Here is a 26477-nt window from a genome sequence, read left to right on the forward strand (position 1 = left end):
GGCTGTTTTGACGAGGATTCCCGTTCACGCCGTGTGAACGGTCAACCATATGGTGGAGGGAAAAACCGAAGCCAGCGCGGCGCATGGGGCCGGGACGACGAGAACCACCGGCCTCTCCCCGTCATTGCGAGCGTAGCGAAGCAATCCAGAAATGCATCCGCGGAGGAACTCTGGATTGCTTCGTCGCGAGAGCTCCTCGCAATGACGGAGTTTGCGGCAGCAGCCGCGCTTAAATCTTCAGCTCTTTCCCCGTCACGCGCCGATACGCTTCCAGGTACCGCTTGCTGGTCGCCTCCACGACGCTCGCGGGCAGCGGCGGCGGCGGGGCGTCGCCGTTCCAGCGGCCGGCGCGGCGCTCGACGTCGAGATAGTCGCGCAGCGGCTGCTTGTCGAAACTCGCCTGCGGCTGGCCGGGCTTGTAGGCGTCGACCGCCCAGAAGCGCGAACTATCCGGCGTCATGACTTCGTCGATCAGGATGATGCGGCCGTCTCTGTCGCGGCCGAATTCGAATTTTGTATCTGCGATGATGATGCCCTGCTCGCGCGCGAGTTCCTCGCCGAGCGTGTAGATCGCGCGCGTCATGCTCTCAAGCGTGTAGGCTGTCTCGTCGCCGACGACCTCGCGCATCTTCGCGATGGTGATGTTCTCGTCATGGCCGGTCTCGGCCTTGGTCGCCGGGCTGAAGATCGAAGGCTCAAGCTTCTCGCTCTCGACCAGGCCGGCCTTCAGCTTCTCGCCGGCGAGTGTGCCGCTGGCCGCATATTCTTTCCACGCCGAGCCGGAGAGATAGCCGCGGATCACGCATTCGATCGGGAATACAGTGGTGCGGCGGCACAGCATGGCGCGGCCGAGGATCTCGGCGCGGTGCGGCTTCAGCGCCGGCACGGCGGCGATGATCTGGTCGGTGTCGGCGCTGATCATGTGATGCGGCACCACGCCTTCGAGCTCGTTGAACCAGAACGCGCTGATCTGCGTCAGCACCGCGCCCTTCATCGGGATGGTCTCGCCCATCACGACGTCGAAGGCGCTGATGCGGTCGGTGGTGAGGAGCAGCAGGCGGTCGTCGTCGACGGCGTAGATATCGCGCACCTTGCCGCGGCCGATCTTGGGCAGGGGGAGGTCGCTGGAGAGCATGGTGGTCATCGCAAAGCTTTCGCAGACTTGTCTTTCAGGCAGGACATCCGGCCGTGCCTGATGGCACGGCCGGACACGGGATTAGCCTATTCCGGCAGCGGAATGAACTCATGTTCCTGCGGAACCGCGGCGAAGCGGCCGGTTTTCCAGTCCTGCTTGGCCTGCTCGATCCGCTCCTTGCTGGAGGAGACGAAATTCCACCAGACGTGGCGCGGTCCCTCCAGCGCATCGCCGCCGAGAAACATCATCCGCGTGGCTCTGAGCGCCTTCACGGTGATGCGGTCGCCGGGGCGGAAGATCAGCAGCCGCGGTCCCTCATAGCGCTCGTTCGCGATCTCGACCTCGCCGTCGACGACATAGATCGCGCGCTCCTCATGGTCAGGATCGAGCGGCACGCTGGCGCCCGCGACAGCCGTGACCTCGGCGTAGAACCAGGGCGACACCATCGAGACAGGCGAGGTGATGCCGAACGCCGAGCCCGCAATCACCTTCGCGGTGAAGTCGCGCTCGGAAATCATCGGCAAATCGCCCGAGCCGTAGTGCTGGAACGACGGTGCGATCTCTTCGGAGCCGGCCGGCAGCGCGATCCAGCTTTGCAGGCCGAGCATCTGCTGGCCCGAGGCGCGCTGCACATCCGGCGTACGCTCGGAATGCGCGATACCGCGCCCGGCCGTCATCAGATTCATCGCGCCGGGCGCAATCTCCTGAACGTTGCCCTCGCTGTCGCGATGCATGATCGCGCCGTCGAACAGATAGGTGACGGTGGCAAGCCCGATATGCGGATGCGGCCGCACGTCCATGCCCTTGCCGGAGACGAACTGCACCGGCCCGAAATGATCGAAGAAGATGAAGGGCCCGACCATCTGCCGCTTGCCATGCGGCAGCGCCCGCCGAACCTGAAATCCGTCGCCGAGATCGCGGGTGCGCGGCACGATGACGAGATCGAGCGCATCGCAGGACATGGGATCGCCGAGCACGGGATCGTTTGAGGGTTGCCAGCTCATGGTGGACTCCTTCGTAATTGACGAGCCTGATCGTAACAGGATTTGGCGTCGTCGTCGCGAGAAAGGCCGACCACATACTCCGCTGTCATGCCCCGCGAAAGCGGGGCATCTAGTACGCCGCAGCCCATCGATTCAATCACTGCCATCTCGGAGTACTGGATCGCCCGGTCCAGTGCGCAAGTGCGCACAAGGCCGGGCGACGACAGCGGAGAGTGCGGCGCTGCTAACCCTGGTGCGGATGGCCCTTGAAAAAACAGCCGTAACGAACGATGTTCGGCTGACTTCAATTGCGACGGATCGCATCGCCCGATGGCACTCGCCGCAACGGATCTCGCATTGCGTGCCGCGACCGTGGCCCTGCTGCTGATGCTGGCGGCCTCGCTGTTGCGCGACCTCCACCATAGCGTGGCGGGACGCCTCACCATTGCGCTGGCGCTGGGGACGATTGCGCACGCCGTCACCTCGGAGATCGGCTCGACCGCGCCGGTCTCGATATGGCATGCGCCGCTGATCGCGCTGTCGACCGGCGATGCCGTGGTACTGTGGCTGTTCACGCGTGCGTTGCTCGACGATTCATTCGTGCCGCGCTGGTGGCACGCGCTGATCTGGGCGGCGGTCTCGGCCTACAGTTTTGTCAGTTGCCTGTGGATCGCGCCGGCAGTCCACGGCCGGCCGGCTATTATCGCGGTCAATCTGCTGGCGCTTTGCTTTATCGTGCTGGCGATAGCCCAGACCATGACCTCTTGGTCGGCCGATCTGGTCGAGCGCCGGCGTAACTTGCGGGTTTTCATCGTCAGCGCAGCCTTGCTCTATGGCGGCGTCAATGTGCTGCTGCAGATATCGATATGGGGCGGGGATAACGCCGCGATCGCCAATGTCGCGAACGCGGCCGTTCTCGCCGGTATCGTCGCTGCGATTTGCTATGCGATGATGCAGGTCAATGCCGCGGATTTGTTTCCGGCGCCCGTCGAAGCCGCGGCAATCCTTCCCGCCCCGGTCGCTGTTGCCGGGGATTCCAGCGCGGATCAGAAACTAGTCGACGCGCTGATGCGGCTGATGGCCAACGAGCGCATCTATCGCCACGACAACATCAGCATCGGCACGCTCGCCACCAAGCTCGGAATTCCCGAATACCGGCTGCGGCGGCTGATCAACCAGCGGCTCGGCTACCGCAACTTTAATGTCTTTCTCAACAACCACCGGATCGAGGAAGCCAAAGCGGCGTTGGCTGATCCGTCGCAGGCCGAAGTTCCCGTCATCACCATTGCGATGGATGCCGGCTTCCAGTCGCTCGGCCCGTTCAACCGCGCCTTCAAGGCGGTGACGGGCGTGACGCCGACGGAATATAGGCGGCTCAAGGCCGACGCGGTCTAGATTTTTAGGCCATTGAAATCACAGGATAATTCCAGAAACAGCTAGTCCCGATCAGTTTCGACGAGGCCGATTTTCAAATCCGGCGAGCGCGCATCGCCCGCACCCGGCTTCCTCTCGGCACACGCCCCGAAGCTGGAGAAAGCCCGTGACCCGCCGCAGCAAGATCATCCTCCTCACCACGACAATCGCCTGTGCCGGTCTCGCCCTTGGCGCGGCGCGGGCGCACGATGTGCCGAAGATTGCCACCGGATTCATCGCCGACACGCTCTGCTCGGAGACGTTCGTCTCCGGCCTCGATCCCAGCCGCAACCTCGCCGAGACCACCGATGCGATGCCAGGCGTGGGCCTCCTGACCTGGGCGATGGATTTTCAGGTCGATCGCGTGCGCAAGGATGTCACGGTGACGCTGTTCGGCATTGGCCGCAGCCATGCCGTCTATCGCGAGGGGCTCGGCTGTACCCTCGAGCACGGCCAGGGGATCGCCGACGTCGCGTTGCCGCCTGATGATCAACAGCCCGCGTTGCTCCCCGAGATCGCCGGCCCGGGACTCGTGCCGCCGCAAAGCGAAGGACTGTCAACCGCGCTCGACCGCGCCTTCGCCGAGCCTGCGCAGCCTCCTTATCGGCGCACCCGCGCGATCGTCGTCATGAAGGCCGGCCGCATCATCGCCGAGCGCTATGCCGACGGCATCGGGCCGGAGACGCAGCTGCTCGGCTTCTCCATGACCAAGTCGGTGATCTCGGCGCTGACAGGCATTCTCGTGCGCCAGGGCAAGCTCAAGCTCGACGGGCCCGCGCCGGTGGCCGCCTGGAAGGATCCGGATGATCCGCGTCATGCCATCACCGTCGATCAATTGCTGCGTCACACCGCAGGCATTGCGCTCGGAAGCTCGTTGCAGGCCTCGCTCGGCTCCGCCTTCGAGCCGGTCAATGTCATGAAATTCGCCGAGGACGACATGGCGACCTATGCCGAAAGCGTGCCGCTCGCGACCGCGCCGGGCACGGTCTGGAATTATCACGACGGAAACTTCCTCATACTCTCGCAGCTGATCCGCAACGCCGCCGGCGGCAAGCCCGCCGATGCGCTCGCTTTCGCGCGCCGCGAATTGTTCGCCCCGCTCGGCATGCGCCACGTCACGCTCCAGCTCGACGGCGCCGGCACGGTCGAAGGCTCGAGCGAGATGCTGGCCTCCGCGCGCGACTGGGCTCGCTTCGGCCAGCTCTATCTCAATGACGGCGTCGCCGGCGGCAAGCGCATCCTGCCGGAGGGATGGGTGAATTATTCCGCGACGGCGACGCCAAACGCCTGGGTCGGCATCGGCGCCGGATTCTGGACCAACCAGGGCGACAGTTTTGGCGCGAAGCTTCGTGTGGAGCACGGCTGGCCACACGATGCCTTCTTCGCCAAGGGCACGATCGGGCAGTACACCATCGTAATTCCGTCGGAGAAGCTGGTGATCGTGCGGCTCGGCCGCTCGCCGAACGCACCGCCGCAAGCGGACGGCGTGTTCGACCTCGTGCGCGATGTGGTGGCGGCGACGCGCGAGAAGGGAAAGCTGGCAGGGGTGGATTGAGGGCGGCCAAGCGAAGCGTCGCCTCTTTTTTCCTTCTCCCCTTGTGGGAGAAGGTGGCGCGAAGCGCCGGATGAGGGGTCTCTATCCGCGCATTCAAATGAGAGTTGGACTCGCGGAGAGAACCCCTCACCCGGCTGCGCTTCGCGCATCCACCCTCTCCCACAAGGGGCGAGGGTACACCGTCTGCGCGGCGATAATTTACTACCGACCCAGCTCCGTGGCCTTCGCCACGCGGTCAAACCGCTCCAGCGTCATGATCGCATCGGCAAACTTCTCCGCCCGCGCGTTCAGGACCGGCCGGGCCAGCGTCAAAAACTTCTGCTGCATCGCCTGCGCGTCGGGGAAGGAGGCCGGCTCGCCGGAGGGATCGGCATAGAGCCGCTCATGCACGCCGTTGTCCGTGGTGATGCTGACGCGCGCGCCGAACGGATGGGTGCGGCCGACCTCGAGCCGATCGTCCTGCACCACGTGGAACTTTTCGGCGAGCGCGTCGATGGCGGCATCGCCCAACCGGTTGTAATCGTCCCAGCCGAAGCTGCCCTGGTCGAGCGCGAGCGCGCCGGTGAAGAACATCGAGAACTGGCCGCCGACGATCGAGGTCGGATGCCGCTTGGTCGCGGCGTCGCCGGTCAGGGTAATGCCGTTGCGATGCAGGCCGATCTCGACGCGCTTGACCTGATCGGGCGTCAGATTGTGCTCGCGCCGCATCGCGATCAGCGCGTCGATCGCAGCATGGGTGTAACGGCAGCTAGGATAGGGCTTCACGCCGATCTTCATCGTCTCGTAGGTCTCGCCGAGCCCGGCGATCGCCTTATCGGGATGCGCGTCATCGGTGTAGCCGACCAGCAGGCCGTGCTTGCCCTCGATCGATTCCGTCGCGCCGACAAAGTCGTTGCGCGCAAGCGTCGCGGCGATGACGCCGTTCATTGCGGCAGCTCCAACCTGGTAGCGCTTGTTCCAGGCGCCGTTGACCAGGAATTGCAGCGAGCCCGCGGCCTGGCTGCCGGAGACGCCGAAGGCGGCGACGATCTGCGTCTCGGAGAGACCGAACAATTTGCTGGCCGCGGCCGCCGCGCCATAGGTGCCGGCGGTCGCGGTCGGATGGAAGCCGCGCGCATAATGCGAGGTCGGGTCGAGCGCGTTGCCGAGCCGGCAGCAGACCTCGTAGCCGGCGACGATCGCGGTCAGCACGTCGCGCCCGGAGGCGCCGACCATCTCGCCCACCGCGAAGGCGGCCGGAACCACCGGTGCACTCGCATGCAGCGAGGAATCGGCATGGGTGTCGTCGAAGTCGAGGGAATGGCCGAGTGCGCCGTTGAGGAGGGCCGCGACCGCAGGTGTCCAGGTCTTGGTGTCGCCGAATACGGTGGAGCAGCCCTTGGTGTCGAGCGCGAGCGCTTCCAGCATCTTCAGGATCGAGGGGGTCGATTCTGCCTCGCTGCGGGCCCGGATGGCGCTGCCGAGGAAATCCAGCGTCAGCACCTTGGCGCGATCCAGCACGTCCGCTGGAATATCCTGGTATTTCAGGTTGGCGACATAGGCGGCAAGCGTTGCGGTTTCGTGGGCCATCGTGTTTCCTCGTTTTGGCCGGCAAGTTAGGCGGGCTGATTTGGCCTTTCAAGCGGCCTTGGGGCCGCGGGCATCAGCCATGCTTTTGGCTGGCTTTACGAGGATCGGACCGGGACATTCGACGATGGCAGTCGCAAGAGAGCTATTCGACCGGGTCTGGTCGCGCCGGACGCAATTGGGGCTGGCGGTCCGGGTCACGGTGGCGGCCACCGGGGCCTATGCGCTTGCCACCGCGCTGCATTTGTTGTTGCCGCTTTGGGCGGTGCTGACCTCCATTATCGTAACCCAGATGAGCGTCGGGCGCTCGCTGAAGGCGACGCGCGACTACATGCTCGGCACGATCGGCGGTGCGATCTATGGCGGCGCGATCGCAATCCTGATCCCCTATTCCGGCGAGCTCGGCCTGCTGGGATTGCTGGTGCTGGCCGTGGCCCCGCTTGCGTTTGTTGCGGCGATCTATCCGAATCTGAGCTCTGCAACGGTGACGGCGGTGATCGTGCTGGTGCTTCCGACCATGCACCATGCCGATCCCATGGCCTCGGCGATCGATCGGGTCAGCGAAGTCTCGGTCGGCGCGGTGACGGGACTGCTGGTCTCGTTCCTGGTGCTGCCGTCGCGCGCGGTGCGGCAGATTCGCGCCAGCGCGGCCAGGCTGCTTGAATTGATCGCGGAAGCCTTCACCGAACTGCTCGCGGGCCTCACGCGCGGCCGCGACAACGATGCGTTGCATCGGATTCAGGACGGAATCGGCACCGCAATGGTCGGCATGAATACGATCGGCGCCGAAGCCGAGCGCGAGCGCTCAGCGCGATTGTCGGGCGGGCCCGACACCGGTCCGCTGTTGCGAACGATTTTGCGGCTGCGCCATGACGTCGTGATGATCGGCCGCGCCACCGTGGTGCCGCTGCCGGTCGAGGTGCAGGTCAGGCTTGCCGCGCCCCTTGCAGAGGTCAGCGCCGCGATCGTGCGCTTTTTGAAGTCGGCGGCCGAAGCCATGCGCGCGGGCGCCGGCGCCCCGCCGATCCATCCCGTCCACGTCGCGCTCCAGCACTATTCCGAGGCGGTTGCCGCCGTCCGCCAGGACGGCCTGATCCGCGGCCAGCCGGCCGATACCGCCGAGCGCTTCTTCGCGATCGGCTTCTCGCTGGAGCAGATGCACCAAAATCTCTGCGATCTCGATCGCGTCGTCGGCGAATGGTCGGAGGCGGCGGCGGATGGGCCGGTGAAGATCGCCGAGTGAGCTAACGCTTCGTCAGGCCCTTAGCCACCATACGCCAGACCAGCAGATCGATGCGGTCCTGGCCGAAGAACGGCTCGTTCTCGAACACGAAGGTCGGCACGCCCCAATGGCCCGAGGCGGCGTGGTCCTTTTCGTTCTCCGCGATCACCTGCTCGTAGCGATCGGGGTCGGCACTGATCGCGGCGTCCATGGCGGCAAGATCGAAGCCCGCCTTATCGGCGGCGCGCGCGAGATGATCGCTCTCGTTCCAGCCCGCAACAGAGCCGTCCCACAGCACACGTGCGATCGCGTCGGTGAATGCGAGCGAGCGGCCTTCGAGCTGTGCCATCGCCCCCAGCCGGGTCAGCCGGTGGATGTAAGGCTGCTCGGCCGCGACATCGAACGTCGTCTTGTCCTGCACGATCGGATCCGGCCTGGGAAAGCGGAACGGAATGCCCTCGTGCTGCGCCACGCGCGTGCTGTCGAGCACCACATAGCGAATGAAGTTCGGGCTGGCCTTCTTGAAGAAGCCGGGCACGCGGACTGCGAGCGGATAGACCGGCCGCAGGTTCACCGCGAGATCATATTGCTCGACGAGTTTCAGCGTCTTTGGTAGCGCCAGATAGCTGAAAGGACTGCGGTAGGAATAGAAGAGGTCGACGGACAGCGTCATCGCACCGGCTCCACGATGCACCCCATCATGCTGCGGACCACGAGCTTGTGGAAGGGCATGATCAGGGTGAGGTAGCTCCGGCCGAGCAGATTATTCGTTCGTACTAGCGTGGTCGATGTCACCTGACGGCTCGCCGCATCGCCAGCCACGTCGACGACGAGGCGGAAGTCGAGGTGAAAATCGTCGAAGCCGGCGACCAGCCGCTCCGGTGTCTCGCTCAGCACCGGAAACAGGCCGATCAGGCCTCCCGGCGCGTAGGCGCCTTCGCCCGACGTCTTCAGTCCAAACGGCTTCACCAGGATGTTACGCAAGCGCGTCAGCGCATCGATCCAGCGCGGCCCGTGCAGCACCATTCGGGTGCAGGCCTCGCGGGCACTCAATGGCGTTGTGCCGACCTCCACACGAAACGCGTCGATGAACTGCGCGCCTGACAGCACCGTGCCGGCATCGACATTGGGGGTGATTTCGCGAACGGATCCTGTCATCCCGCCAGTCTGCGCGTCAGCATCCGGAAGCGCAAGATCAAGAGTCCGGCATAGACGAACGTCCCGACCGAGAACCCGATCCAGACGCCGACCGCGCCAAGGTGGGCGTTGAAAGCGAGCATCCAGCCGACGGGAAATGCGACGCACCAATAGCCGATTGCCGCGAACACCAGTGTCATCCTGGTGTCATTGATGCCGCGCAGCGCTCCGCCCACGATGGTCTGGAGGCCGTCGGCGATGAAGAAGGTGGCGCCAACGACCAGCAGCGTCGCCGTCAGCTCGACAGTCGCAGCACTTGCCTCACCAGTGCCGAAGAACAACCGTCCCAGCTGGTAGCGGCCGAGGATAATGGCGACCGTCAGTGCCGAGACCAGGATGACCCCGAGCACAGCGGCGGCCAGCCCTGCGCGTTTCACCGCGGCCGGATCATTGCGGCCGAAGGCATGGCCCACGCGGACCGTCGCCGCCATGCCGATGCCGAGCGGCACCATGAACAGCACGGCGGTGATCTGGAGCGCGATCTGGTGCGCGGCGATTGCGGCGGTCGAGATCAATCCCATCAGCAGCGCGGCCGACGAGAACAGGCCATATTCCATCAGCAGGGAAAACGAAATTGGCGCGCCGATCGCGATCAGCTGGCGCATCAGCGGCCAGTCGATCCGCCAGAGATGAGCGAGCGGGCGATAATCCGCGAACGGCTTACGCCACGCGGCGATGGCGAGCGTGGCGAGGAACGTGCCGAGATTGACCAGCGTGGTCGCAAGGCCGGCGCCGAACAGGCCGAGCTCCGGCAGGCCGAACAGGCCGTGGATCAGAACATAAACCAGTGCAGCATTGACCGGGATCGCCGCGAGGGTGATCCACAGCGGTGCCTGCGGCCGGTTCACCGCGCTCATCATGCTGCGCAGCGCGATGAAGCCGAGCGCCGGCGCGATGCCCCAGGCCAATCCGTAGAGATAGCGCTGGGCGAGTGCGGCCGATTGCGGTGCCTGGCCGAGTGCGATCAGGATGGGCTCGCCGTAGAGCGGCGAGGCCATCATCGGCAGCGAGATCAGCAGCGCGATCCACAGGCCGACACGCAGGGAATGGCGGATGCGCCTGACATCGCCGGCGCCGAACGCCTGCGCGACGAGCGGAGACACCGCCGCCATCAATCCGAGCCCGAAGGTGAAGCTGATGAAATAGACCGTATGCGCCAGCGCGGCGGCGGCCACCGCATTCTCGCCGAGGTGCCCGATCATCGCGAGGTCGGTCGTGATCATCGCGATCTGCCCGAGCTGCGTCAGCATCATCGGCACAGCCAGCTTCAGCGTCTCGACGAATTCTTCGGCGAGATGGTTTTGCGGCACGCCGGCTTGCGGCTGCGGACGGGGCTGCACGGTGTCGAGCATGGGCGGGTCGATAGCACAGCTGGGCTTGCGTGTCCCGGACGCGCGAAGCGCGAGCCGGGACCCAGAAGCTGCGGCGGAGCTTTCGGCCACATGGGCCCCGGCTCAGCAGCGCATCACAAGCGTGCTGCGCTGCGTCCGGGGCACGAGACCTGTTTCAATCAGGGAGTTAGGACGCCGTCAGCCCTTCCGTTCAGGCACGCGCTTGATCTTGGCGCCGAGCGCATTCAGCCGTTCGTCGATGCGCTCGTAGCCGCGCTCGATCTGGTCGGCGTTGTTGATGGTGGAGGTGCCCTCGGCACAGACCGCCGCGAGCAGCATCGCCATGCCGGCGCGGATGTCGGGCGAGATCATCGATGCGCCGCGCAGGCGGCTGGGGCCGGCGATGATGGCGCGATGCGGGTCGCACAGCACGATGCGCGCGCCCATCGCGATCAGCTTGTCGACGAAGAACATCCTGGATTCGAACATCTTCTCGAACATCAGGATCACGCCCTCGCATTGCGTGGCGGTGACGATCGCGATCGACATCAGATCGGCGGGGAAGGCGGGCCAGGGCTGGTCCTCCAGCTTCGGCACGTGGCCGCCAAAATCATCCTGGATCTTCATCGTCTGGTTGGAGGGCACGATGAGATCGTCGCCCTCGACGCGGCAGACGATGCCGAGCCGCTCGAACCCCATGCGGATCGAGCGCAGATGCTCGACGCCCGCGCGCGTGATGCGAAGCTGCGAGCGCGTCACGGCGGCAAGGCCGATCAGCGAGCCGACCTCGATATGATCGGGCTGGATCCGGTAGGTCGTGCCGCCAAGCGTCGCCGGACCATGCACGATCATGGTGTTGGTGCCGATGCCCTCGATCTTCGCGCCGAGCGCGACCAGGAAATTGGCGAGGTCCTGCACATGCGGCTCGGACGCCGCGTTGCGCAGATAGGTGACGCCGTCGGCGGCGACCGCGGCGACCAGCGCGTTCTCGGTCGCGGTGACGCTCGGCTCGTCCAGGAACACGTCAGCGCCGGTCAGTTTGGAAGCGCGGAATTCGAGCCGGTCGGTCGCCGTGACCTTGGCTCCGAGCTGCTCGAGCGCCAGCATATGCGTGTCCAGCCGGCGGCGGCCGATGACATCGCCGCCCGGCGGCGGCAGCATCACCTCGCCGCAGCGGGCGAGCAGGGGGCCTGCGAGCAGGATCGAGGCGCGGATGCGGACGCAGAGCTCGGGGTCGAGGTCGGCGGCGCGGATGCTCTTGGCATGAATCACGAGCGTATTGCGGCCGGTCCATTCCGCCGAAGCGCCCACCGAGCGGATCAGCTCGACCAGCGTCTCGGTGTCGCGGATCCGCGGCACGTTCTCCAGCGTTACCGGATGCTCGGTGAGCAGGGCGGCGGCGATGATCGGCAGCGCCGAATTCTTGTTGCCGGACGGCTCGATCGAGCCCGAGAGCCGGTGACCGCCCTCGACGATGTATTGAATGGGCGCCACTGATATCTCTCCGTCCTGTTGCGGTTGGGGCGGGCTGCTTCGGAGGCGGAAACTATAGGGAATTGCGGGCGAATTCAATTTGCCGTTGCCGACAGGCAGCGCTGAGCGCCGCCTGTCCTACCGGACCCTAGATATCGATCGTCGCGCTGAGCGAATGTTCCTGGATGAAGTCGCGGCGCGGTTCGACCACGTCGCCCATCAGCTTGGTGAAGATGTCGTCCGCCTCGTCGACTTCCTTGACCTTCACCTGCAAGAGCGATCGCGCATTGATATCCAGCGTCGTTTCCCAGAGCTGCTCCGGGTTCATCTCGCCCAGCCCTTTGTAGCGCTGCAGCGTGACGCCCTTGCGGCCGGCGTCCGTGACCGCTTCGAACAGGTCGACCGGACCGTAAACCATGTGCTCGGCGTCCTTGCGCCGCAGCTTGCCCGGGCGGACGTAAACGTCCTGGAGCTTCACGGTGTAGTCGTCGAGCTTGCGGGCTTCGACGGATCCCAAAAAGGCGTCGTCGATGACGGCGGCTTCCTTGACGCCGCGCACCGTGCGCTCGAACTGGAAACCTTGGCCCTCCAGATATTGACCGATCCAGCCGCGCTCGACCTCGTCGGCGAGCGTGTCGAGGCGGGCTGCGATGTATTGCGCGGCCGCAGCGGCTTTCTCCGGATCGCCGTAGATCGCCTTGTTGAGCACGCCGGTGATGGCGGCCTGCTCGATGACCTTGCGATTATAGCGGGTGTGCAGGCTGCGCAGGATGCCGCGGACTGCGCGGGCGTCGTCGACCAGCGAACGCAGGTCGCGGCCGCTACGATCGCCGCCGTTGCCGGGAATGTAAACGCAGTCGTCGAGCCCGGTGTCGATCAGATAATCCTCCAGCGCCCGCTCGTCTTTCAGATACTGCTCGGCCTTGCCGCGATTGACCTTATAGAGCGGCGGCTGGGCGATATAGAGATAGCCGCCGTCGATGATGTCGCGCATCTGCCGGTAGAAGAAGGTCAGCAGCAGCGTGCGGATGTGGGCGCCGTCGACGTCGGCGTCCGTCATCACGATGATCTTGTGATAGCGCAGCTTCTCGATCGAGAATTCGTCACCGATGCTGGTGCCGAGCGCGGTGATCAGTGTGCCGATCTGCTCGCTGCCCAGCATCTTGTCGGGGCGGACGCGTTCGACGTTGAGGATCTTGCCGCGGAGCGGCAAGACCGCCTGGAATTCGCGGTTGCGGCCCTGCTTGGCGCTGCCGCCTGCCGAGTCACCCTCGACGATGAAGAGCTCGGATTTGGCCGGATCCTTCTCCTGGCAGTCGGCGAGCTTGCCGGGCAGCGAGGAGACCGAGAGCGGGCTCTTGCGGGTCAGCTCGCGCGCTTTTCGCGCGGCCTCGCGGGCAGCCGCCGCCTGGATCACTTTGCCGACGATCACCTTGGCTTCGCTGGGGTGTTCCTCGAACCAGGCCTGGAGCGCTTCGTTGAGCACGTTCTCGACCACGGGGCGCACTTCCGAGGACACCAGCTTGTCCTTGGTCTGCGACGAGAATTTTGGATCCGGCACCTTCACCGACAAAACGGCGGTGAGGCCTTCGCGGCAATCGTCGCCGGTCAGCGCGATCTTTTCCTTCTTCGCGTTGGCCTCGGCATAGCCGTTGACCTGGCGCGTCAGCGCGCCACGGAAGCCGGCCAGATGGGTGCCGCCGTCGCGCTGCGGGATGTTGTTGGTGAAGCAGAGCACGTTCTCGTGGTAGCTGTCGTTCCACCACAACGCGGCCTCGACAGTGATGCCGTTGTTTTCCGCGTTCACCATGATCGGCGCCGGCACGATCGCCTTCTTGTTGCGGTCGAGATATTTGACGAACTCCTCGACACCGCCGGAATAATACATCTCCTCGCGCTTCTCGACCGCGTGACGCATGTCGGAGAGGGCGATGTTGACGCCGGAATTGAGGAAGGCGAGCTCGCGCAGCCGGTGCTCGAGCGTCGCGAAATCATATTCAATGTTCTTGAAGGTCTCGGGCGAGGCGTGGAAGGTCACCTCGGTGCCGCGCCTGCCGGGCGCGTCGCCGACGACCGCCAGCGGTGCGACCGCATCGCCATGGGCGAACTCGATGGTGTGCTCCTTGTTGTCGCGCCAGATGCGAAGCGTGAGCTTGCTCGACAGCGCGTTGACGACGGAGACGCCGACGCCGTGCAGGCCGCCGGAGACCTTGTAGGAGTTCTGGTCGAACTTTCCGCCGGCGTGGAGCTGGGTCATGATGACCTCGGCCGCCGAGATGCCTTCGCCCTTGTGGATGTCGACCGGAATGCCGCGGCCGTCGTCACGCACGGTGACGGAATTGTCGGCATTGAGCACGACGTCGACGCGCGTGGCGTGGCCCGCGAGCGCTTCGTCGATCGCGTTGTCGACGACTTCGTAGACCATGTGGTGCAGGCCCGAGCCGTCGTCGGTGTCGCCGATATACATGCCCGGACGCTTGCGGACGGCATCGAGACCCTTGAGCACGCGGATCGATTCCGCCCCGTAATCGCTTGGATTTGAGGGCTCGTTTTCGGCAGGCGTCTGCCGAGCAGGTTCTGTCATGAGAGGCCTTCGAAATGTCGCCCGAATCAGCCGCGCAAAAAGGCGCTGATTAGCGGCTATTTGTGCCACGAAAGAGGGATTGCGCCTAGCGCAAAGTATCCTCTGGCAAGTCTTTGATCAGATAGGAGTTTTTGGCCGGTTTTCAAGGCGTGCGAAGGCCGATTCTGGGGCTCGCGAAAAGGGCGATTCGAGACCCTGTTTTGAGCCCTCGAAGGCGTGGATTTTGCGGGGCGCGGAGAAGCGCGTTCCTAGCGCCGTGGCGCCCGGAACAGGCGACTGGGTTCAGTAAATCTGATCCGGCTTCTTATCGTCGTCGAAGCTGATGGACCAGGCCTCGCCCGAAGCCACGGTGATGGTATCGGTCCGCAACCGGTAGCCCGACACGACCAGCTCGTAGGAATACGTGCCGGGCGGCAGGTCCAGCATTTGCGGGTGATTCTCGCCGCCCGCGATCTCGATGGTCTGATCGTTGATCGTGAGTGAAGCCACGTTCGGCACAAGATAGCCGAATATCAGCCGTGCTCGTCCGGGCATCGGCAGGACATTGGCTTTGGCCGCGGCCTCCGTATTCCGCTGCACCAGGCTGACCGTGGTCTCGTCCTTCGCGCGGCCAAGCTTCAGTGTGGCCGGCCCCTTGGGGGCGGCGAAGGCGAGCTGCGCATGATCGGCGGCAACCACAGCGCCATCCGGCTTTTCCTCCCAGCCGCGCTTTGCGAGCTCCGTGCGGTAGAATGCGAGCACATCGCTGAGCTGGGCCTGCACATGGGCTTCAAGTCCGACCCGCAGCGGGACTTCGATGCCGGTCGTATGGGTGGTGTTGGAGCTGAAGAAGTTGTTTTGCTTCGGCACCGGCATGTCGGCGTCGGGATTCGCCGGTGTGAGTGCCGCCGAAGTTAGCGGTGATGGATGCGGCATCCATCCGACGGCGCTTGCGGCGACCAGGCTGCCCGCGAGAAGAGCGAAGCCGCACAGCGGCAGTAACCACCGTGTCGGACCTCTCATCAGACGCCTTGCCGTCGTCATGTCTGTTCTCTTCATCGGGGGCCCGGTGGATCAGTACATCTGCAGCGGTAACACCTCGCCGGTCGGCCCCACCATCAGGCCCCAGGCGTCGCCCGCAGCGATGGTTATGGTGTCGTTGCGGGCCGGGCGGCCCGCCATTCTCAGCGAATATTGGTACCTGCCGGGCGGCAGATCGAGCATCGGGCCCTTCGGCGATTGGGGGCCGCCGGCGCCCGCCGCGATCTTGACGGTCTGCTTGTTGATGGTGAGCACGGCTTCCTGGTTGCCCATATTGCCAAGCAGCAACTTGGCCTGGCCGGGCTTCGGCATGATGTCCGCCTTGGTCGCGGCATCCGGGTTCTTCTGCACCAGGTTGATTGACGTCTCGCTCTCGGTGCGGCCAAGCTTCAGCACGGCCGGTCCCTGCGGGGACGCGAAGGCGAGCTGCACACGATCGGCGGCAACGACTGCGCCATCCGGCTTCTCCTGCCAGCCGAGTTTTGTAAGCTCGCTGCGATAGAACGCCAGCACGTCGCTGAGCTCGGCCGGCACGCTGGCTTCGAGCTCGCGACGGAACGGCACCTCGATGCCGGGGAGTTTTGCAGTGCCGAGTGAGGTCGAACTGTGCTGCTTCGGCACGGGTAGGGCGGACTCCGTATCCGCCTCCAGCGGCGCGGCCGATTTGGCCGAAGCGCCGGCCTGATCGCTGCCCGCCGGCTTGCTGCCGGACGCAGGCTTGGCGGCAGCCATCGCCAGGCCGGATCCGTTGGCGCTGACATTCACTTTCGGACCCATCTGCATCAAGGTCATCGAGATCGACTTGCCCGCCTTGGAGAATTCCATCACCACCATGTTGGGCTGGTTGATGACGGAGGGCTGCTCCTTCCAGCCGGTGGGCTTCAGCGAGGCGCGGTAGAAGGCGGCCAACGCCTTCACGCTCGAGGTCGAGTTGAATTCGAGCCGGCCGTCGTCGAACTCCACCTCTTGCGCATTCTCGGGCACCGGCAGCGGCGCGTTGCTGCCGGCGAGCGCCTGCAGCGGCGCATCGGACAGCGTGGCGGCCTGCGCCTTGCGCCTGACTTCATCCGCGGCGATGACCTGTTTCGCCATCTGCTCCGCGTCCTTCATGAATTGGTCGTCGGCATCCTTCTTCGCCTTGGTGCGGGCGGCAAGCACGGACTCCTTCACCTGCGCGGCCAAATCGACCATCGTGAAATCGTATTTGCGGCCGAGATGCAGCACGCCGGTTTCCTCGGGCGAGGAGAATTTCAGCGCCACTTCGTCGCCTGCAGCGAGAGGTGTATTTCCCTCTTCCGTCCAGCCGCGCGCAGTGAATTCGCGATGGTAGAAGGCGAGCACGGCGGGCAGATCGGCAAGGGCGGCGACCGTCAGCTCACGCCGGTTCGATCGAGCGTCGCCTCTGCCCCCGGCTGACTTGTACGGCTTCGGCGCCGGCAGACCGGACATGTCTTCTGCCTCCAGATCGGTCGGCAAGGCGAACGGCGCGATCCTGATCTCGACATTGGTCCGCCCGTCGTCACGGCGGGTCAGCGTCAGCATCACCGGCTTCTGCTTGTAGAACTGCGTCGAGTCGCCGTCGGGATGGTCGAAGAAGCTGCGGATGCCGTTCGGGACGGTTTCGCTCAGGTCCGCGTTCGGCCAGCTTGCGGCCGTCGCGGGCGTAAGCTTGCGCCAGCCGATCGCGGCCATTTCTTTCGCGTAGAAATCCACGGTCGCATCGAAAGCGCTGGGCGCGATGCAGCCGAGATAGGGCCGCGTCTCGTCGAACACGAGGTCGATCGCGCCGTCGGGGAAGGGCACATTCGAATAAATGCGGTTCGGGCTGTAGGTGACCGCGGATTGATCGGGCCGGCCGAGGCCCTGCGTGAAGGAGACGGACAGTCCCTGCCGCCCCTTCTTGAAGGCGAGGTTGGTCTTGGTCTCGTTGAGCGGGCGGACATAGGGCACCCAGCCGTCGGCGCTGAGCATCTTCGTCACCGCAGCGGTCGTCACCGCGACCACGGTCGACACGCCATATCTCACCCGGGAGGGATCGGGCCGCGAGTTGTCCTCGATCGCGCCCGACAGCACCGGCAGTGTGTGAACGTCGACATAGCCCGCGTCGAATGGTGCCGCGCGCGCAGGGCTCGCCATCAACAGAATACCGCATGCAAGCAGCCGCCAGCGTGCCGGGACCCGCGTCCCGCGCTTGATGATCGACATCGTGAAAACTCCAGGATTTTGCGCGGGTCTTCATCCCCAGCGCAATTGCAGGCTGCGACACCGTCGGCGCGGCCCCAGACGACTAGTCGCGGCACGAACCCGGCAGGTTCAAAGCGCTCAATACAGCAGGAGCGGCGACCATGCCTCTCCGTCGCGCCCGACCGTGAGCTCCCAGGTATCGCCGGCAGCGAAGTTAAGGATATTCGTGGTGGCCGGATGGCCCGGCACGCTCAGCTCGTAGGAATATTGGCCGGGCGCCAGATCCAGCGACACCGCGCGGGCGCCGGCGGCGCGCTTGATGGTCCGGTCGTTGATCACGAGCGTGGCTTCCGTCTCGCTGATATTAGAGAACACCAGCTTGGTCTGGCCGGGCTCGGGCATGACGTTCGCGTTGGTCGCGACAGATGCGTTCTTCTGCACGAGGTTGACATTGGTGCTGGTCGCGGTGCGGTCGAGCGCGAGCATGCCGGGTCCGAGCGGGGAGACGAAGGCAAGCTGGACGTGGTCGGCGGAGACCACCGCGCCGTCGTGCTGCTCCTGCCAGCCGAGCTTTCCAAGCTCGGTGCGGTAGAAGGCGAGGACGTCACTGATTTCGGCGGGCACGGTGGCCTCCAACTTGGTGCGGAGCGGCGTTTCAACGCCGAGTACGACGGTGGTGTGGATTCCCCTGTAGCTGTAACGGGTCGGCGCCGGCAGCTTGGTGTCAGGATCGGGCGTGAGTTCGGCCGAAAACAGCACTGAGAGATGCGGCACCCAGGCGCTGGCGCTTGCCGCGAGCATGCAGCTTGCGAGGAAGACGAGGCCGCACGCAAACGCCCGCCATCGTGCCGGGGCTTGCGCCCCGGGCCCTACCGTCCGCATCTCACTCTCCAGGAATGTCGCGCATCATGTCATCGCGCGATGGGTAACGGCTGCGACACCGTCGGCGCGGCCTCTGGCAACTAGTCGTGGCGGAAAACGGTCGGGTTCAATGCGAAAATTATCGCCGGGCCGATACCCGTCCGCTCTCGACGTCAAAGACCTCGCCGCCTGCGCCAATCTCGGCGAAGGCGGCCGGGTCCGCGCCGGTCAGCCACACCTGCGCGCCGAGCTTGCGCAGCTCCTCGAACAGCGCGGCACGCCTGCTAGGATCGAGATGCGCGACGACCTCGTCGAGCAGCAGCAGCGGCACGATGCCGGTCATCTCGGCAACCAGGCTCGCATGCGCCAGCACGAGGCCGATCAGCAGCGCCTTCTGCTCGCCCGTGGACGCGTCGCGCGCGGGCATGCTTTTCGGCGCATAGATGACCTGGAGGTCGGTGAGATGCGGGCCGTCGGTGGTGCGGCCGGCAATGGCATCGCGCGGGCGGTTGTCGCGCAGGATCTGGCGGTAGCGGTCCTCGACTGACGTCGCGGTTTCGTTGAGCAGCGCGTTCTCCATCCAGCCGTCGAGCGCGATCTGCGCCGATGGAAACGCGGAGGCTTGCGCGCGCGCGTTCAACATGCCGGTGAGGCGCGCCGCGGTCTGGCCGCGCGTGGCGGCCACCGCGACCGCAAGCTCGGCAGTCTCACGCTCGATCGCGTCACACCAATGGTCGTCGTAATTGCGCGTCTCGAGCAGGCGGTTGCGCGAGCGTAAGGAACGGTCGAGCGCGGAGATGCGGCTGGAATGCTCGCTGTCGATGGCGAGCACCAGGCGGTCGAAGAAACGCCGGCGTTCGGAGCCCCCGCCCATGAACAGCCCGTCCATCGCCGGGGTCAGCCACACCATGCGAATGTGGTCGCCGAAGGCTGTCGCTGAATTCACCGGTTCGCGGTCGATGCGGACGCGCCGGCTCACCGCGGCGTCTGCGCGTGGCGGGTCGATCCCGGTGCCGAGCGTGGCCAACCCCAATGCGCCCTCGACCTGCGCGGAGACCGCCCAGGAGCCGTCACCCTGGTTGTCGGCGACGTCCTCCAGCGTGGCGCGCCGCAAGCCCCGCCCCGGCGACAGGAACGAGATCGCCTCGATGCAATTGGTCTTTCCCGCCCCGTTCGGCCCGACCAGCGCCACCATGTCAGCCGTCGTCTCGAGCCCCGCCGCCCGATAATTGCGAAAATGCGTCAGCGTCAAGCGATGAATGCGGGATGGGGTCATCAGTTATTCGTCATGGGCGCGTTTCTTCCCCTCCCCCCTTGTGGGGGAGGGTGGCGCCTCACGAAGTGAGGCGACGGGTGAGGGGTATGTTACCGCCCGGCGAGCTTTGCAAGGATGTCCTCCAATACTGAAATGGGTTGCTGCAACACATCGTTGTTCCAGTAGCGCAAAGTCCAAAACCCCTCGGCTGCAAGCGCGGCCTCGCGGGCCGCGTCTCCCTGTGACTCTGCGTGTTGGCTTCCGTCGATCTCGATCACGAGAGATTGCTCGAAACAGACAAAGTCGAGAATGTAGTTCTTGAACGGTACCTGTCGGCGAAACTTGAATGTGGAGAGCCGGCGATCCCGCAACAAGCGCCACATTGCCCGCTCTGCGTCGGTCGGCGCGTGCCGCATATTCTTCGCAAATTGGCGGAGAGGCGGGGCGATCGGCCGATGGGACGGGTCTCGTGGCACCAACCCCTCACCCAAGTGAGCTTGCGTCAAACGTCAGTGTAGCCCTCTCCCACAAGGGGAGAGGGCGCAGCAATGCGCATCGCGATAAGGCAGTGTGCGCTGGCGAGGGAGCACGTAAGCCCTCACACCCGCATCGGCATCAGCACATACAACGCGCTCTTGTCGTCGCGGTCTTGCACCAGGGTCGGCGAGCCGGGGTCGGCGAGCCGGAGCGTCGCGACGTCGCCTTCGATCTGGGAAGCGATGTCGAGCAGATAGCGGGAGTTGAAGCCGATATCGAGGGCGTCGGAGGCGTATTCGACCTCGAGCTCTTCGGTCGCGCTGCCGGAATCCGGATTGGTGACCGACAGCACCAGCTTGCCCGGCGACAGCGACAGTTTTACCGCGCGGCCGCGCTCGCTCGAGATCGTGGAAACGCGATCGACCGCGTTCTCAAAATCCTTCTTGTCGACGACCAGCTCCTTGTCATTGCCCTGCGGGATGACGCGGCCATAGTCGGGGAAGGTGCCGTCGATCAGTTTCGAGGTCAGCACGACGTTGCCGATCGTAAAGCGGATTTTTGCCTGCGACAGCTCGATCGTGACCTCGGCTTCGGCGTCCTCGATCAGGCGCTGCACCTCGCCGACCGTTTTCCGCGGCACGATCACGCCCGGCATGCCGTCGGCGCCCTTGGGTTGGACCAGATCGAGCTGGGCGAGCCGATGGCCGTCGGTGGCGACGCCGCGCAAGGTGGCGGCCGCAGGCGTGCCGGCGGCGTGCAGATAGATGCCGTTGAGGTAATAGCGCGTCTCCTCAGTGGAGATCGCGAACTGGGTGCGGTCGATCAGCCGCTTGACGTCCTTGGCGGCGAGGTTGAACGAATGCGACATGTCGCCGGCGGCCAGATCCGGAAAATCATTCTCCGGCAGCGTTTGCAGCGTGAAGCGGGAGCGGCCGGCGCGGATCGCCAGCACGGCGCGGTCGCCGTCGGCCTCCAGCACGATCTGCGAACCATCCGGCAGCTTGCGCACGATGTCGTAGAACATGTGCGCCGGCACGGTGGTGGAACCGGCGGTCGCGGTTTCCGCCGGCAGCGTTTCCGTCACCTCGAGGTCGAGGTCGGTCGCCTTCAGCGACAATTTCGCGTTCTCGGCCCGGACCAGCACGTTGCCGAGGATCGGAATCGTGTTGCGGCGCTCGACCACGCGGTGGACATGGCCCAGTGACTTCAGGAGTTGCGCGCGTTCGACCGTAACCTTCATTGCACTACTCGCCCGATCCCAAGAAAACACAGTGTTGGAAAAGCCGGACGGCCGAAAAGCGCGCCACGGCACCGAAGACCCCGAAAAGCCGGATCATCCAGCCGATATGACCAAAGCCGTCAGGGTCGCGCAAGGTGGCGCGGAAAGCCATCCGGTTCAAGGGATTGGGCGGTAGTTCCCCACGATTTACAGGCAAAAGCGAAGGCCGCCGCCCAGGCGCAGGTCCGCTCCCTCGCCCCGTGTCTTACGGGGAGAGGGTTGGGGTGAGGGGCCTCTCTCCACGCATGAGAACGCCGATGGTCCTGTACCCCCTCACCCGCCGCGCTCTGCGAGCGCGGCGACCTCTCCCCGCAAGCGGGGAGAGGTGAAGGAAAATAGGCGTTTATTCCTGAAGCTGGCGCTTCAGCGACTCCACTTCCTCGGACAGCGCGGTGTCCTTGGAGACCAGTGCCTCGATCTTGCGCACGGCGTGCAGCACCGTGGTGTGGTCGCGCCCGCCGAAGCGGCGGCCGATTTCCGGCAGCGACCGCAGGGTCAGCGTCTTGGCGAGGTACATCGCCACCTGGCGCGGACGGACCACGTTGGCGGTGCGGCGCGAGGACAGCAGGTCGGAGCGGCTGACATTATATTGCCGCGCCACCACGCGCTGGATGTCCTCGATCTTGATCCGCTTCGGCTCCTGCGGCCGGATCAGGTCGCGCACCTCGTGCTCGGCCATTTCCAGCGTCACCGGCCGGTTGTTGAGTTTCGAGTGCGCGAGCAGACGGTTGATCGCGCCTTCGAGATCCCGGCCGTTATGGGTGATGGCGCGCGCGAGATAGGTCAACACCTCCTCGGGCACCTCGAACGTCGCATGATGGGCGCGGGCTGCCGCAACGCGCGACTTGAGAATGCCGTGGCGCAGTTCTTCGCCGAGCGAGCCCATCTCGACCACGAGGCCGCCGGCCAGCCGCGAGCGCACGCGCTCGTCCAGGCTTTCGAGATCGGACGGCGGACGGTCGGCCGCGATCACGACCTGGCGGCCGGCGTCGATCAGCGCATTCAGCGTGTGGCAGAACTCGGCCTGCGTCGACTTGCCCTGCAGGAACTGGAGATCGTCGATGACGAGCACGTCGATGCCGCGCAGCGCTTCCTTGAAGGCGAGCGCCGTCTGCGTCTTCAGCGCGGCCACGAAGCCGTACATGAACTTTTCCGCGGTGAGATAAAGCACCTTGCGCTCGTTGCCGGAATTGCCGGCCCAGGTCACCGCCTGGAGCAGATGCGTCTTGCCGAGGCCAACGCCCGCATGAATGTAGAGCGGGTTGAACATGACGGGGTCGCCGCGGCGCCCCTCCGCGACCTGGCGCGCCGCTGCATGCGCCAGCGTGTTGGAGCGGCCGACGACGAAGCTTGCAAAGGTCAGGCGCGGATCAAGCGGCGAGCCGCCGAGCGCATCATGATTGGCGGAGACCGGCGCGGTCGCGGTCGAGCGCAGCTCCGGCGCAGGTGCGCGGCGTGCTTCGATCGGTGCGGGCGCTTCCTTCGGCTGCACCACGGGGCGCATCGCGGAGCGAACGGTCAGATCGATGCGATGCACTTCGGGCATCTCGGCCTGCCAACACGACAGCACGCGCTCGGCATAATGGGCCTGGATCCAGCTCTTCAGAAAGCGCGTGGGAACCGAGAGCCGCACGCTCTCCTCCTGCACGCCTTCCAGATCCATGCGAGCGAACCAGCTCGTATAGACGTCTTCGCCAACGTTCGAGCGCAGCCGGCTCTTCACGCGTGACCAGCGATCCTGTTCCGATGTCGTCATCATTTGAAAACTTTTACTGAGAGATAAAGTTGCGTTGTGAGCGCCATGCAGGGTTCCTGCCATCAGGATATCTGCAATGGCGTGACCTCGAGCGATTCCATCGTCGGACACAGCTCCGCCGTCCGGCGCGAACGCCTTGGGTCAGATCAGCGATGTCAGAGATGGTGGGGTCGCGAGGTCAGCGCGTACTCGGCGCTCCGTCACACGCGGAGGGCTGGACGTCCGACGGATTTAAGACGGCATCGTTGGAAAATGCGACTTGTTTCAATACCGCGTTGAGTCCGTAAGACATGATACCTCCCCGTCCTGCCGTGATTGCTCACGGCAAGGTCCTTAGTGTCCTGAAGACAAAAGCGACTGAAGTCGCCGATGTCCTTGCCCGTCTGTACTGTTCGTCCGCTCGGCGCCGCCATCATGCGTGTCGGGGTAGCTTCATGACGTCTCTCATTTGCGCCTGGCGCGAGCGGGATGCATAAGATCCCGCTTGGAGACATCAAGACAAAGAGCTACCGTTCCCACATTGCTGTGGGTTTTGAACCGACAATCGCTTGTTGAAGCGTCGCCTACGTGCACACCGCCGCCGATTTGCACGCTCGCCCCGTTTCTAAAACCGCGCTGGTCTCAAGATCGTGGGCGCTGCGGACGACTTAAGGAATACACCAAGCGGAAAGACTCGCAACGAAATTGATTCCAACTTGAGGCGTTTAAAAACTTGACCAGCGTTAACGCCGCGCGGGAGTTGTGCACAGGCTTCGGAGCAAGAGTTTGAATCCGTGCACAGATTCGAAGACGCCGCGCGTCATGTGACAATTCTCCGCCACCGCCAAAATTTTTTTACAAAAACGTCACGCACGCGCCGCGCGGGCGATTTTTCCAAATGCTTGTCGGCACTATGTCGATAAGTTGTTCGCGAGACACCGTTTTTTGAGTCCCGTTTCACAGGGTAGCTCCACCGCGAGATGTGTTCCGGTGAAACTACGGTGTGCAGAACTCGCACGCGCACAAATTCAACTTGAGCCCGTGCCACAGGGGTTTTTCGCAGCGCAGTGAAAGTTTCCGCTGTTGCAAAATCATCCGCGAGTAGAACTACGGAACGCATCATAGTGCGGACGACGCAAATCTTCCAATCGAAGATCGGCCGACGCGTGACTGCTTGCGTGATTATGGCGGGCAGCAAAAAGCCCGGCGCGAGGCCGGGCTGATTGACGAGCACCATGTCGATCAGATCAACCGATCAGATGACCCGGCACACTTGCTTCGCGCGCTTACTCGACGAGTTACTTGGCGAGCTTGGCGATCTGCGCGGTGAGGCGCGAGACTTTGCGGCTGGCGTTGTTCTTGTGAACGATGTTGCGCTGCGCGGCCTGCATCAAAGCGGGCTCGGCAGACGCCATCGCCTTCAGAGCGGCGGCGCGGTCGCCGGTCGCGATGGCTTCCTCGACGGTGCGCACGGCGCCACGCATCTGGGTGCGGCGCGACTTGTTGACGGCAGTGCGGCGGGCGATCTTGCGCGTCGCTTTCTTGGCGGAGGTCGTATTGGCCATGGTCTCAATATCCTTTGCGGTACCGGTCGCGTCTTGGTCGGGTAGCGCCGGCTGCTGGACCGCTTGATCGACGCTCGGAATTAGGGTGTTCGGTTGCTAGGCTGTTCCCGGAACATGAGGCATCGAAGAGCCAATAAGCTCAAGGCGCTTGCAACCGCTCAAAGAACAGCGGCGGCAGGATTGCGCCCACCGCCAGTTGGCGCCCTTATAGAGAGGGTCTGCGGCACCGTCAACGCTTTCCGGGGCTGGAAAACAGGCCCCAGGCGTGCTGGTTGGCTGCCGTAACGCCCTGAAGAGGTTGAATTTCTGCCGCCTCCCGGCTATTGGCTGGCAGCGTTCCGATGGTCGTCCGATCGGACGATCCATATAAGGTGAGGCATGATCCGCGGCTTTTTCCGACTGATTGGGCTGTTGCTGCTGGCCGGCGGGTTCATCTTCATGGTCTATGACGGCGCCCGCTGGGTGGCCGACCAGACCCTGAAGTTCACCCGCTTCGGCCAATTCTGGAACGACATCAATCAGGCCAGCCAGACCGCGTTCCGGACCTGGGTCGAGGCCAAGGCGCCCTGGCTCTGGACCTCGGTGATCCGCCTCGTGCTGGATCAGCCGGTATTCGCCGTCCTCGGCATTTTGGGCATCCTGCTGATGATCCTGTTCCGCCCGCGGAAACCCTTGATCGGCTATTCCCGGGATTGATCTTCAATTCCCGCCGGGATTGACCTTCAATTCCCGCCGGGATTGATCTTCAATTCCCGGAACTGAGCCTCGCGCCGGCAGTTGCGTAACAGGGCTGCCCTCGCTGACGTAGATCCCTATATTCCCACCATGATCGCGAGCACGCCGCCTGAGCGCTTTGGCTCAAGCGACGGACAGCTCGTCTCGGAGATCCGTCATGCTGTTCATGCGCAAGACCACCGCATTGCCGAGCGCCACGGAAGCGCTGCCCGGCCGTGCGCAAGCCATTCCGACCGCAAGCACCCATTTCGTCAACGGCAGCAAGTTGCACGCGCCTTATCCTGCGGGCCTCGAGCAGGCCGTGTTCGGGCTCGGCTGCTTCTGGGGCGCCGAGCGCAAGTTCTGGGAGCTCGGCGATGGCATCTATACGACGGCAGTCGGCTATGCCGGCGGCCACACGCCGAACCCGGCCTATGAAGAGACCTGCTCGGGACGCACCGGCCATACCGAAGTGGTGCTGGTCGTGTTCGACCCGAAGAAGGTTTCTTATGAGAAGCTCCTGAAGATTTTCTGGGAGAGCCACAACCCGACGCAGGGCATGCGCCAGGGCAACGACGTGGGCACGCAGTACCGAAGCGCGATCTACACGTCTTCAGATGCGCAGCAGAAAGCGGCCGACGCGTCCAAGACGCTCTATCAGAAGGCGCTTGCCGCAAAAGGCCTCGGTGCCATCACCACCGAGATCGCGCCTGCCGGCGAATTCTATTTCGCCGAGGACTATCATCAGCAATATCTGGCAAAGAATCCCGCCGGCTATTGCGGGCTCGGCGGTACCGGCGTGTCCTGCCCGATCGGCGTGGGTGTGAGCGCGTAGTCTCACCAGAAGTTCGTCATGGCCGGGCTTAGCCGTCCGAAGGACGGCGTCGCTTCGCTCGCCTATGTCCCGGCCATCCACGTTCTTGGTGCG

Annotated in this window: 21 protein-coding genes; 5 read left to right on the forward strand and 16 right to left on the reverse strand. The window is 64.5% G+C overall.

The features are described 5' to 3' along the window. Positions 1–229: 229 nt before the first annotated feature. Together BMW89_RS35375 and BMW89_RS35380 are read right to left on the reverse strand one after the other, a co-directional pair. Positions 230–1144: a phosphoribosylaminoimidazolesuccinocarboxamide synthase gene (locus BMW89_RS35375; RefSeq protein ID WP_092034963.1), complete on the reverse strand. Its 915-nt coding sequence runs from the start codon at positions 1142–1144 to the stop codon at positions 230–232. 77 nt (positions 1145–1221) lie between these two features. After that, positions 1222–2139 carry a pirin family protein gene (locus BMW89_RS35380; RefSeq protein WP_092034964.1) on the reverse strand — a complete coding sequence of 306 codons (918 nt, stop codon included), beginning with the start codon at positions 2137–2139 and terminating at the stop codon, positions 1222–1224. Positions 2140–2448: 309 nt separating this feature from the next. Between BMW89_RS35380 and BMW89_RS35385 the strand changes: the two genes are divergently transcribed. After that, positions 2449–3513, forward strand: coding sequence for an AraC family transcriptional regulator (locus tag BMW89_RS35385; protein ID WP_092034965.1), 1065 nt, complete (start codon positions 2449–2451; stop codon positions 3511–3513). Between the two features lie 145 nt (positions 3514–3658). Beyond that, entirely contained in the window at positions 3659–5086 is a 1428-nt protein-coding gene (locus BMW89_RS35390) for a serine hydrolase domain-containing protein (RefSeq protein ID WP_092034966.1), read from the forward strand. Positions 5087–5287: 201 nt separating this feature from the next. On the opposite strand, the gene BMW89_RS35395 is transcribed toward BMW89_RS35390, so the two are convergent. Continuing rightward, a complete protein-coding gene (locus tag BMW89_RS35395) occupies positions 5288–6655 on the reverse strand; it encodes an MmgE/PrpD family protein (RefSeq protein WP_092034967.1) in 1368 nt (455 codons plus the stop codon). Positions 6656–6779: 124 nt separating this feature from the next. Here BMW89_RS35395 and BMW89_RS35400 point away from each other — a divergent pair, with 124 nt between their 5' ends. Continuing rightward, a complete protein-coding gene (locus tag BMW89_RS35400; RefSeq protein ID WP_092034968.1) occupies positions 6780–7895 on the forward strand; it encodes an FUSC family protein in 1116 nt (371 codons plus the stop codon). Position 7896: 1 nt separating this feature from the next. Here BMW89_RS35400 and BMW89_RS35405 read toward each other — a convergent pair whose 3' ends face one another. The 13 genes from BMW89_RS35405 to rpsT form a co-directional block, all read right to left on the reverse strand. After that, the gene (locus tag BMW89_RS35405; protein WP_092034969.1) at positions 7897–8547 is read right to left on the reverse strand and encodes a 2-hydroxychromene-2-carboxylate isomerase; all 651 of its coding nucleotides are present in this window, start codon (positions 8545–8547) and stop codon (positions 7897–7899) included. Beyond that, positions 8544–9032, reverse strand: a complete 489-nt coding sequence (locus BMW89_RS35410; RefSeq protein WP_092034970.1) for a DUF2867 domain-containing protein — start codon at positions 9030–9032, stop codon at positions 8544–8546. The genes BMW89_RS35405 and BMW89_RS35410 overlap by 4 nt, the downstream gene beginning before the upstream one ends. Beyond that, complete coding sequence (locus BMW89_RS35415) at positions 9029–10423, reverse strand: MATE family efflux transporter (protein ID WP_092034971.1); 1395 nt, start codon at positions 10421–10423, stop codon at positions 9029–9031. Before BMW89_RS35415 ends, BMW89_RS35410 begins: the two co-directional genes overlap by 4 nt. A 177-nt stretch (positions 10424–10600) precedes the next feature. After that, positions 10601–11896: a UDP-N-acetylglucosamine 1-carboxyvinyltransferase gene (murA, locus tag BMW89_RS35420; protein WP_092034972.1), complete on the reverse strand. Its 1296-nt coding sequence runs from the start codon at positions 11894–11896 to the stop codon at positions 10601–10603. A 127-nt stretch (positions 11897–12023) separates the two neighbouring features. Further along, positions 12024–14459: a DNA topoisomerase (ATP-hydrolyzing) subunit B gene (gyrB, locus tag BMW89_RS35425; protein ID WP_092034973.1), complete on the reverse strand. Its 2436-nt coding sequence runs from the start codon at positions 14457–14459 to the stop codon at positions 12024–12026. 282 nt (positions 14460–14741) lie between these two features. After that, positions 14742–15482 (reverse strand): hypothetical protein, encoded by a 741-nt coding sequence (locus BMW89_RS35430; protein ID WP_092034974.1) that lies wholly within the window; start codon positions 15480–15482, stop codon positions 14742–14744. 30 nt (positions 15483–15512) lie between these two features. Next, a complete protein-coding gene (locus tag BMW89_RS35435) occupies positions 15513–17684 on the reverse strand; it encodes a hypothetical protein (RefSeq protein ID WP_092034975.1) in 2172 nt (723 codons plus the stop codon). Between the two features lie 117 nt (positions 17685–17801). Continuing rightward, positions 17802–18545: a hypothetical protein gene (locus BMW89_RS35440; RefSeq protein ID WP_092034976.1), complete on the reverse strand. Its 744-nt coding sequence runs from the start codon at positions 18543–18545 to the stop codon at positions 17802–17804. A 118-nt stretch (positions 18546–18663) separates the two neighbouring features. Next, positions 18664–19800 carry a DNA replication/repair protein RecF gene (gene recF, locus BMW89_RS35445; protein WP_092034977.1) on the reverse strand — a complete coding sequence of 379 codons (1137 nt, stop codon included), beginning with the start codon at positions 19798–19800 and terminating at the stop codon, positions 18664–18666. A gap of 89 nt (positions 19801–19889) precedes the next feature. Then, positions 19890–20255 (reverse strand): DUF559 domain-containing protein, encoded by a 366-nt coding sequence (locus BMW89_RS35450; RefSeq protein ID WP_092035018.1) that lies wholly within the window; start codon positions 20253–20255, stop codon positions 19890–19892. A 122-nt stretch (positions 20256–20377) separates the two neighbouring features. Next, complete coding sequence (gene dnaN / locus BMW89_RS35455; RefSeq protein ID WP_092034978.1) at positions 20378–21496, reverse strand: DNA polymerase III subunit beta; 1119 nt, start codon at positions 21494–21496, stop codon at positions 20378–20380. Positions 21497–21878: 382 nt separating this feature from the next. Then, positions 21879–23291, reverse strand: coding sequence for a chromosomal replication initiator protein DnaA (dnaA, locus tag BMW89_RS35460; RefSeq protein ID WP_092035019.1), 1413 nt, complete (start codon positions 23289–23291; stop codon positions 21879–21881). A 1277-nt stretch (positions 23292–24568) separates the two neighbouring features. After that, positions 24569–24835, reverse strand: a complete 267-nt coding sequence (gene rpsT, locus BMW89_RS35470) for a 30S ribosomal protein S20 (RefSeq protein ID WP_028151115.1) — start codon at positions 24833–24835, stop codon at positions 24569–24571. 378 nt (positions 24836–25213) lie between these two features. Here rpsT and BMW89_RS35475 point away from each other — a divergent pair, with 378 nt between their 5' ends. Then, the gene (locus BMW89_RS35475; RefSeq protein WP_091898220.1) at positions 25214–25531 is read left to right on the forward strand and encodes a hypothetical protein; all 318 of its coding nucleotides are present in this window, start codon (positions 25214–25216) and stop codon (positions 25529–25531) included. Positions 25532–25727: 196 nt separating this feature from the next. Then, the gene (gene msrA / locus BMW89_RS35480; protein ID WP_092034979.1) at positions 25728–26384 is read left to right on the forward strand and encodes a peptide-methionine (S)-S-oxide reductase MsrA; all 657 of its coding nucleotides are present in this window, start codon (positions 25728–25730) and stop codon (positions 26382–26384) included. The last annotated feature ends 93 nt before the right edge of the window (positions 26385–26477 follow it).

This window comes from Bradyrhizobium sp. OK095, from assembly GCF_900109945.1.
Lineage (GTDB): Bacteria > Pseudomonadota > Alphaproteobacteria > Rhizobiales > Xanthobacteraceae > Bradyrhizobium.

Coding starts and splice junctions, on each gene's coding strand:
- BMW89_RS35375 (WP_092034963.1), bottom strand. CDS start 1,144: ATGACCACCATGCTCTCCAGCGACCTCCCCCTGCCCAAGATCGGCCGC.
- BMW89_RS35380 (WP_092034964.1), bottom strand. CDS start 2,139: ATGAGCTGGCAACCCTCAAACGATCCCGTGCTCGGCGATCCCATGTCC.
- BMW89_RS35385 (WP_092034965.1), top strand. CDS start 2,449: ATGGCACTCGCCGCAACGGATCTCGCATTGCGTGCCGCGACCGTGGCC.
- BMW89_RS35395 (WP_092034967.1), bottom strand. CDS start 6,655: ATGGCCCACGAAACCGCAACGCTTGCCGCCTATGTCGCCAACCTGAAA.
- BMW89_RS35400 (WP_092034968.1), top strand. CDS start 6,780: ATGGCAGTCGCAAGAGAGCTATTCGACCGGGTCTGGTCGCGCCGGACG.
- BMW89_RS35405 (WP_092034969.1), bottom strand. CDS start 8,547: ATGACGCTGTCCGTCGACCTCTTCTATTCCTACCGCAGTCCTTTCAGC.
- BMW89_RS35410 (WP_092034970.1), bottom strand. CDS start 9,032: ATGACAGGATCCGTTCGCGAAATCACCCCCAATGTCGATGCCGGCACG.
- BMW89_RS35415 (WP_092034971.1), bottom strand. CDS start 10,423: ATGCTCGACACCGTGCAGCCCCGTCCGCAGCCGCAAGCCGGCGTGCCG.
- gyrB (WP_092034973.1), bottom strand. CDS start 14,459: ATGACAGAACCTGCTCGGCAGACGCCTGCCGAAAACGAGCCCTCAAAT.
- BMW89_RS35430 (WP_092034974.1), bottom strand. CDS start 15,482: ATGACGACGGCAAGGCGTCTGATGAGAGGTCCGACACGGTGGTTACTG.
- BMW89_RS35435 (WP_092034975.1), bottom strand. CDS start 17,684: ATGTCGATCATCAAGCGCGGGACGCGGGTCCCGGCACGCTGGCGGCTG.
- BMW89_RS35440 (WP_092034976.1), bottom strand. CDS start 18,545: ATGCGGACGGTAGGGCCCGGGGCGCAAGCCCCGGCACGATGGCGGGCG.
- recF (WP_092034977.1), bottom strand. CDS start 19,800: ATGACCCCATCCCGCATTCATCGCTTGACGCTGACGCATTTTCGCAAT.
- dnaN (WP_092034978.1), bottom strand. CDS start 21,496: ATGAAGGTTACGGTCGAACGCGCGCAACTCCTGAAGTCACTGGGCCAT.
- dnaA (WP_092035019.1), bottom strand. CDS start 23,291: ATGACGACATCGGAACAGGATCGCTGGTCACGCGTGAAGAGCCGGCTG.
- rpsT (WP_028151115.1), bottom strand. CDS start 24,835: ATGGCCAATACGACCTCCGCCAAGAAAGCGACGCGCAAGATCGCCCGC.
- BMW89_RS35475 (WP_091898220.1), top strand. CDS start 25,214: ATGATCCGCGGCTTTTTCCGACTGATTGGGCTGTTGCTGCTGGCCGGC.
- msrA (WP_092034979.1), top strand. CDS start 25,728: ATGCTGTTCATGCGCAAGACCACCGCATTGCCGAGCGCCACGGAAGCG.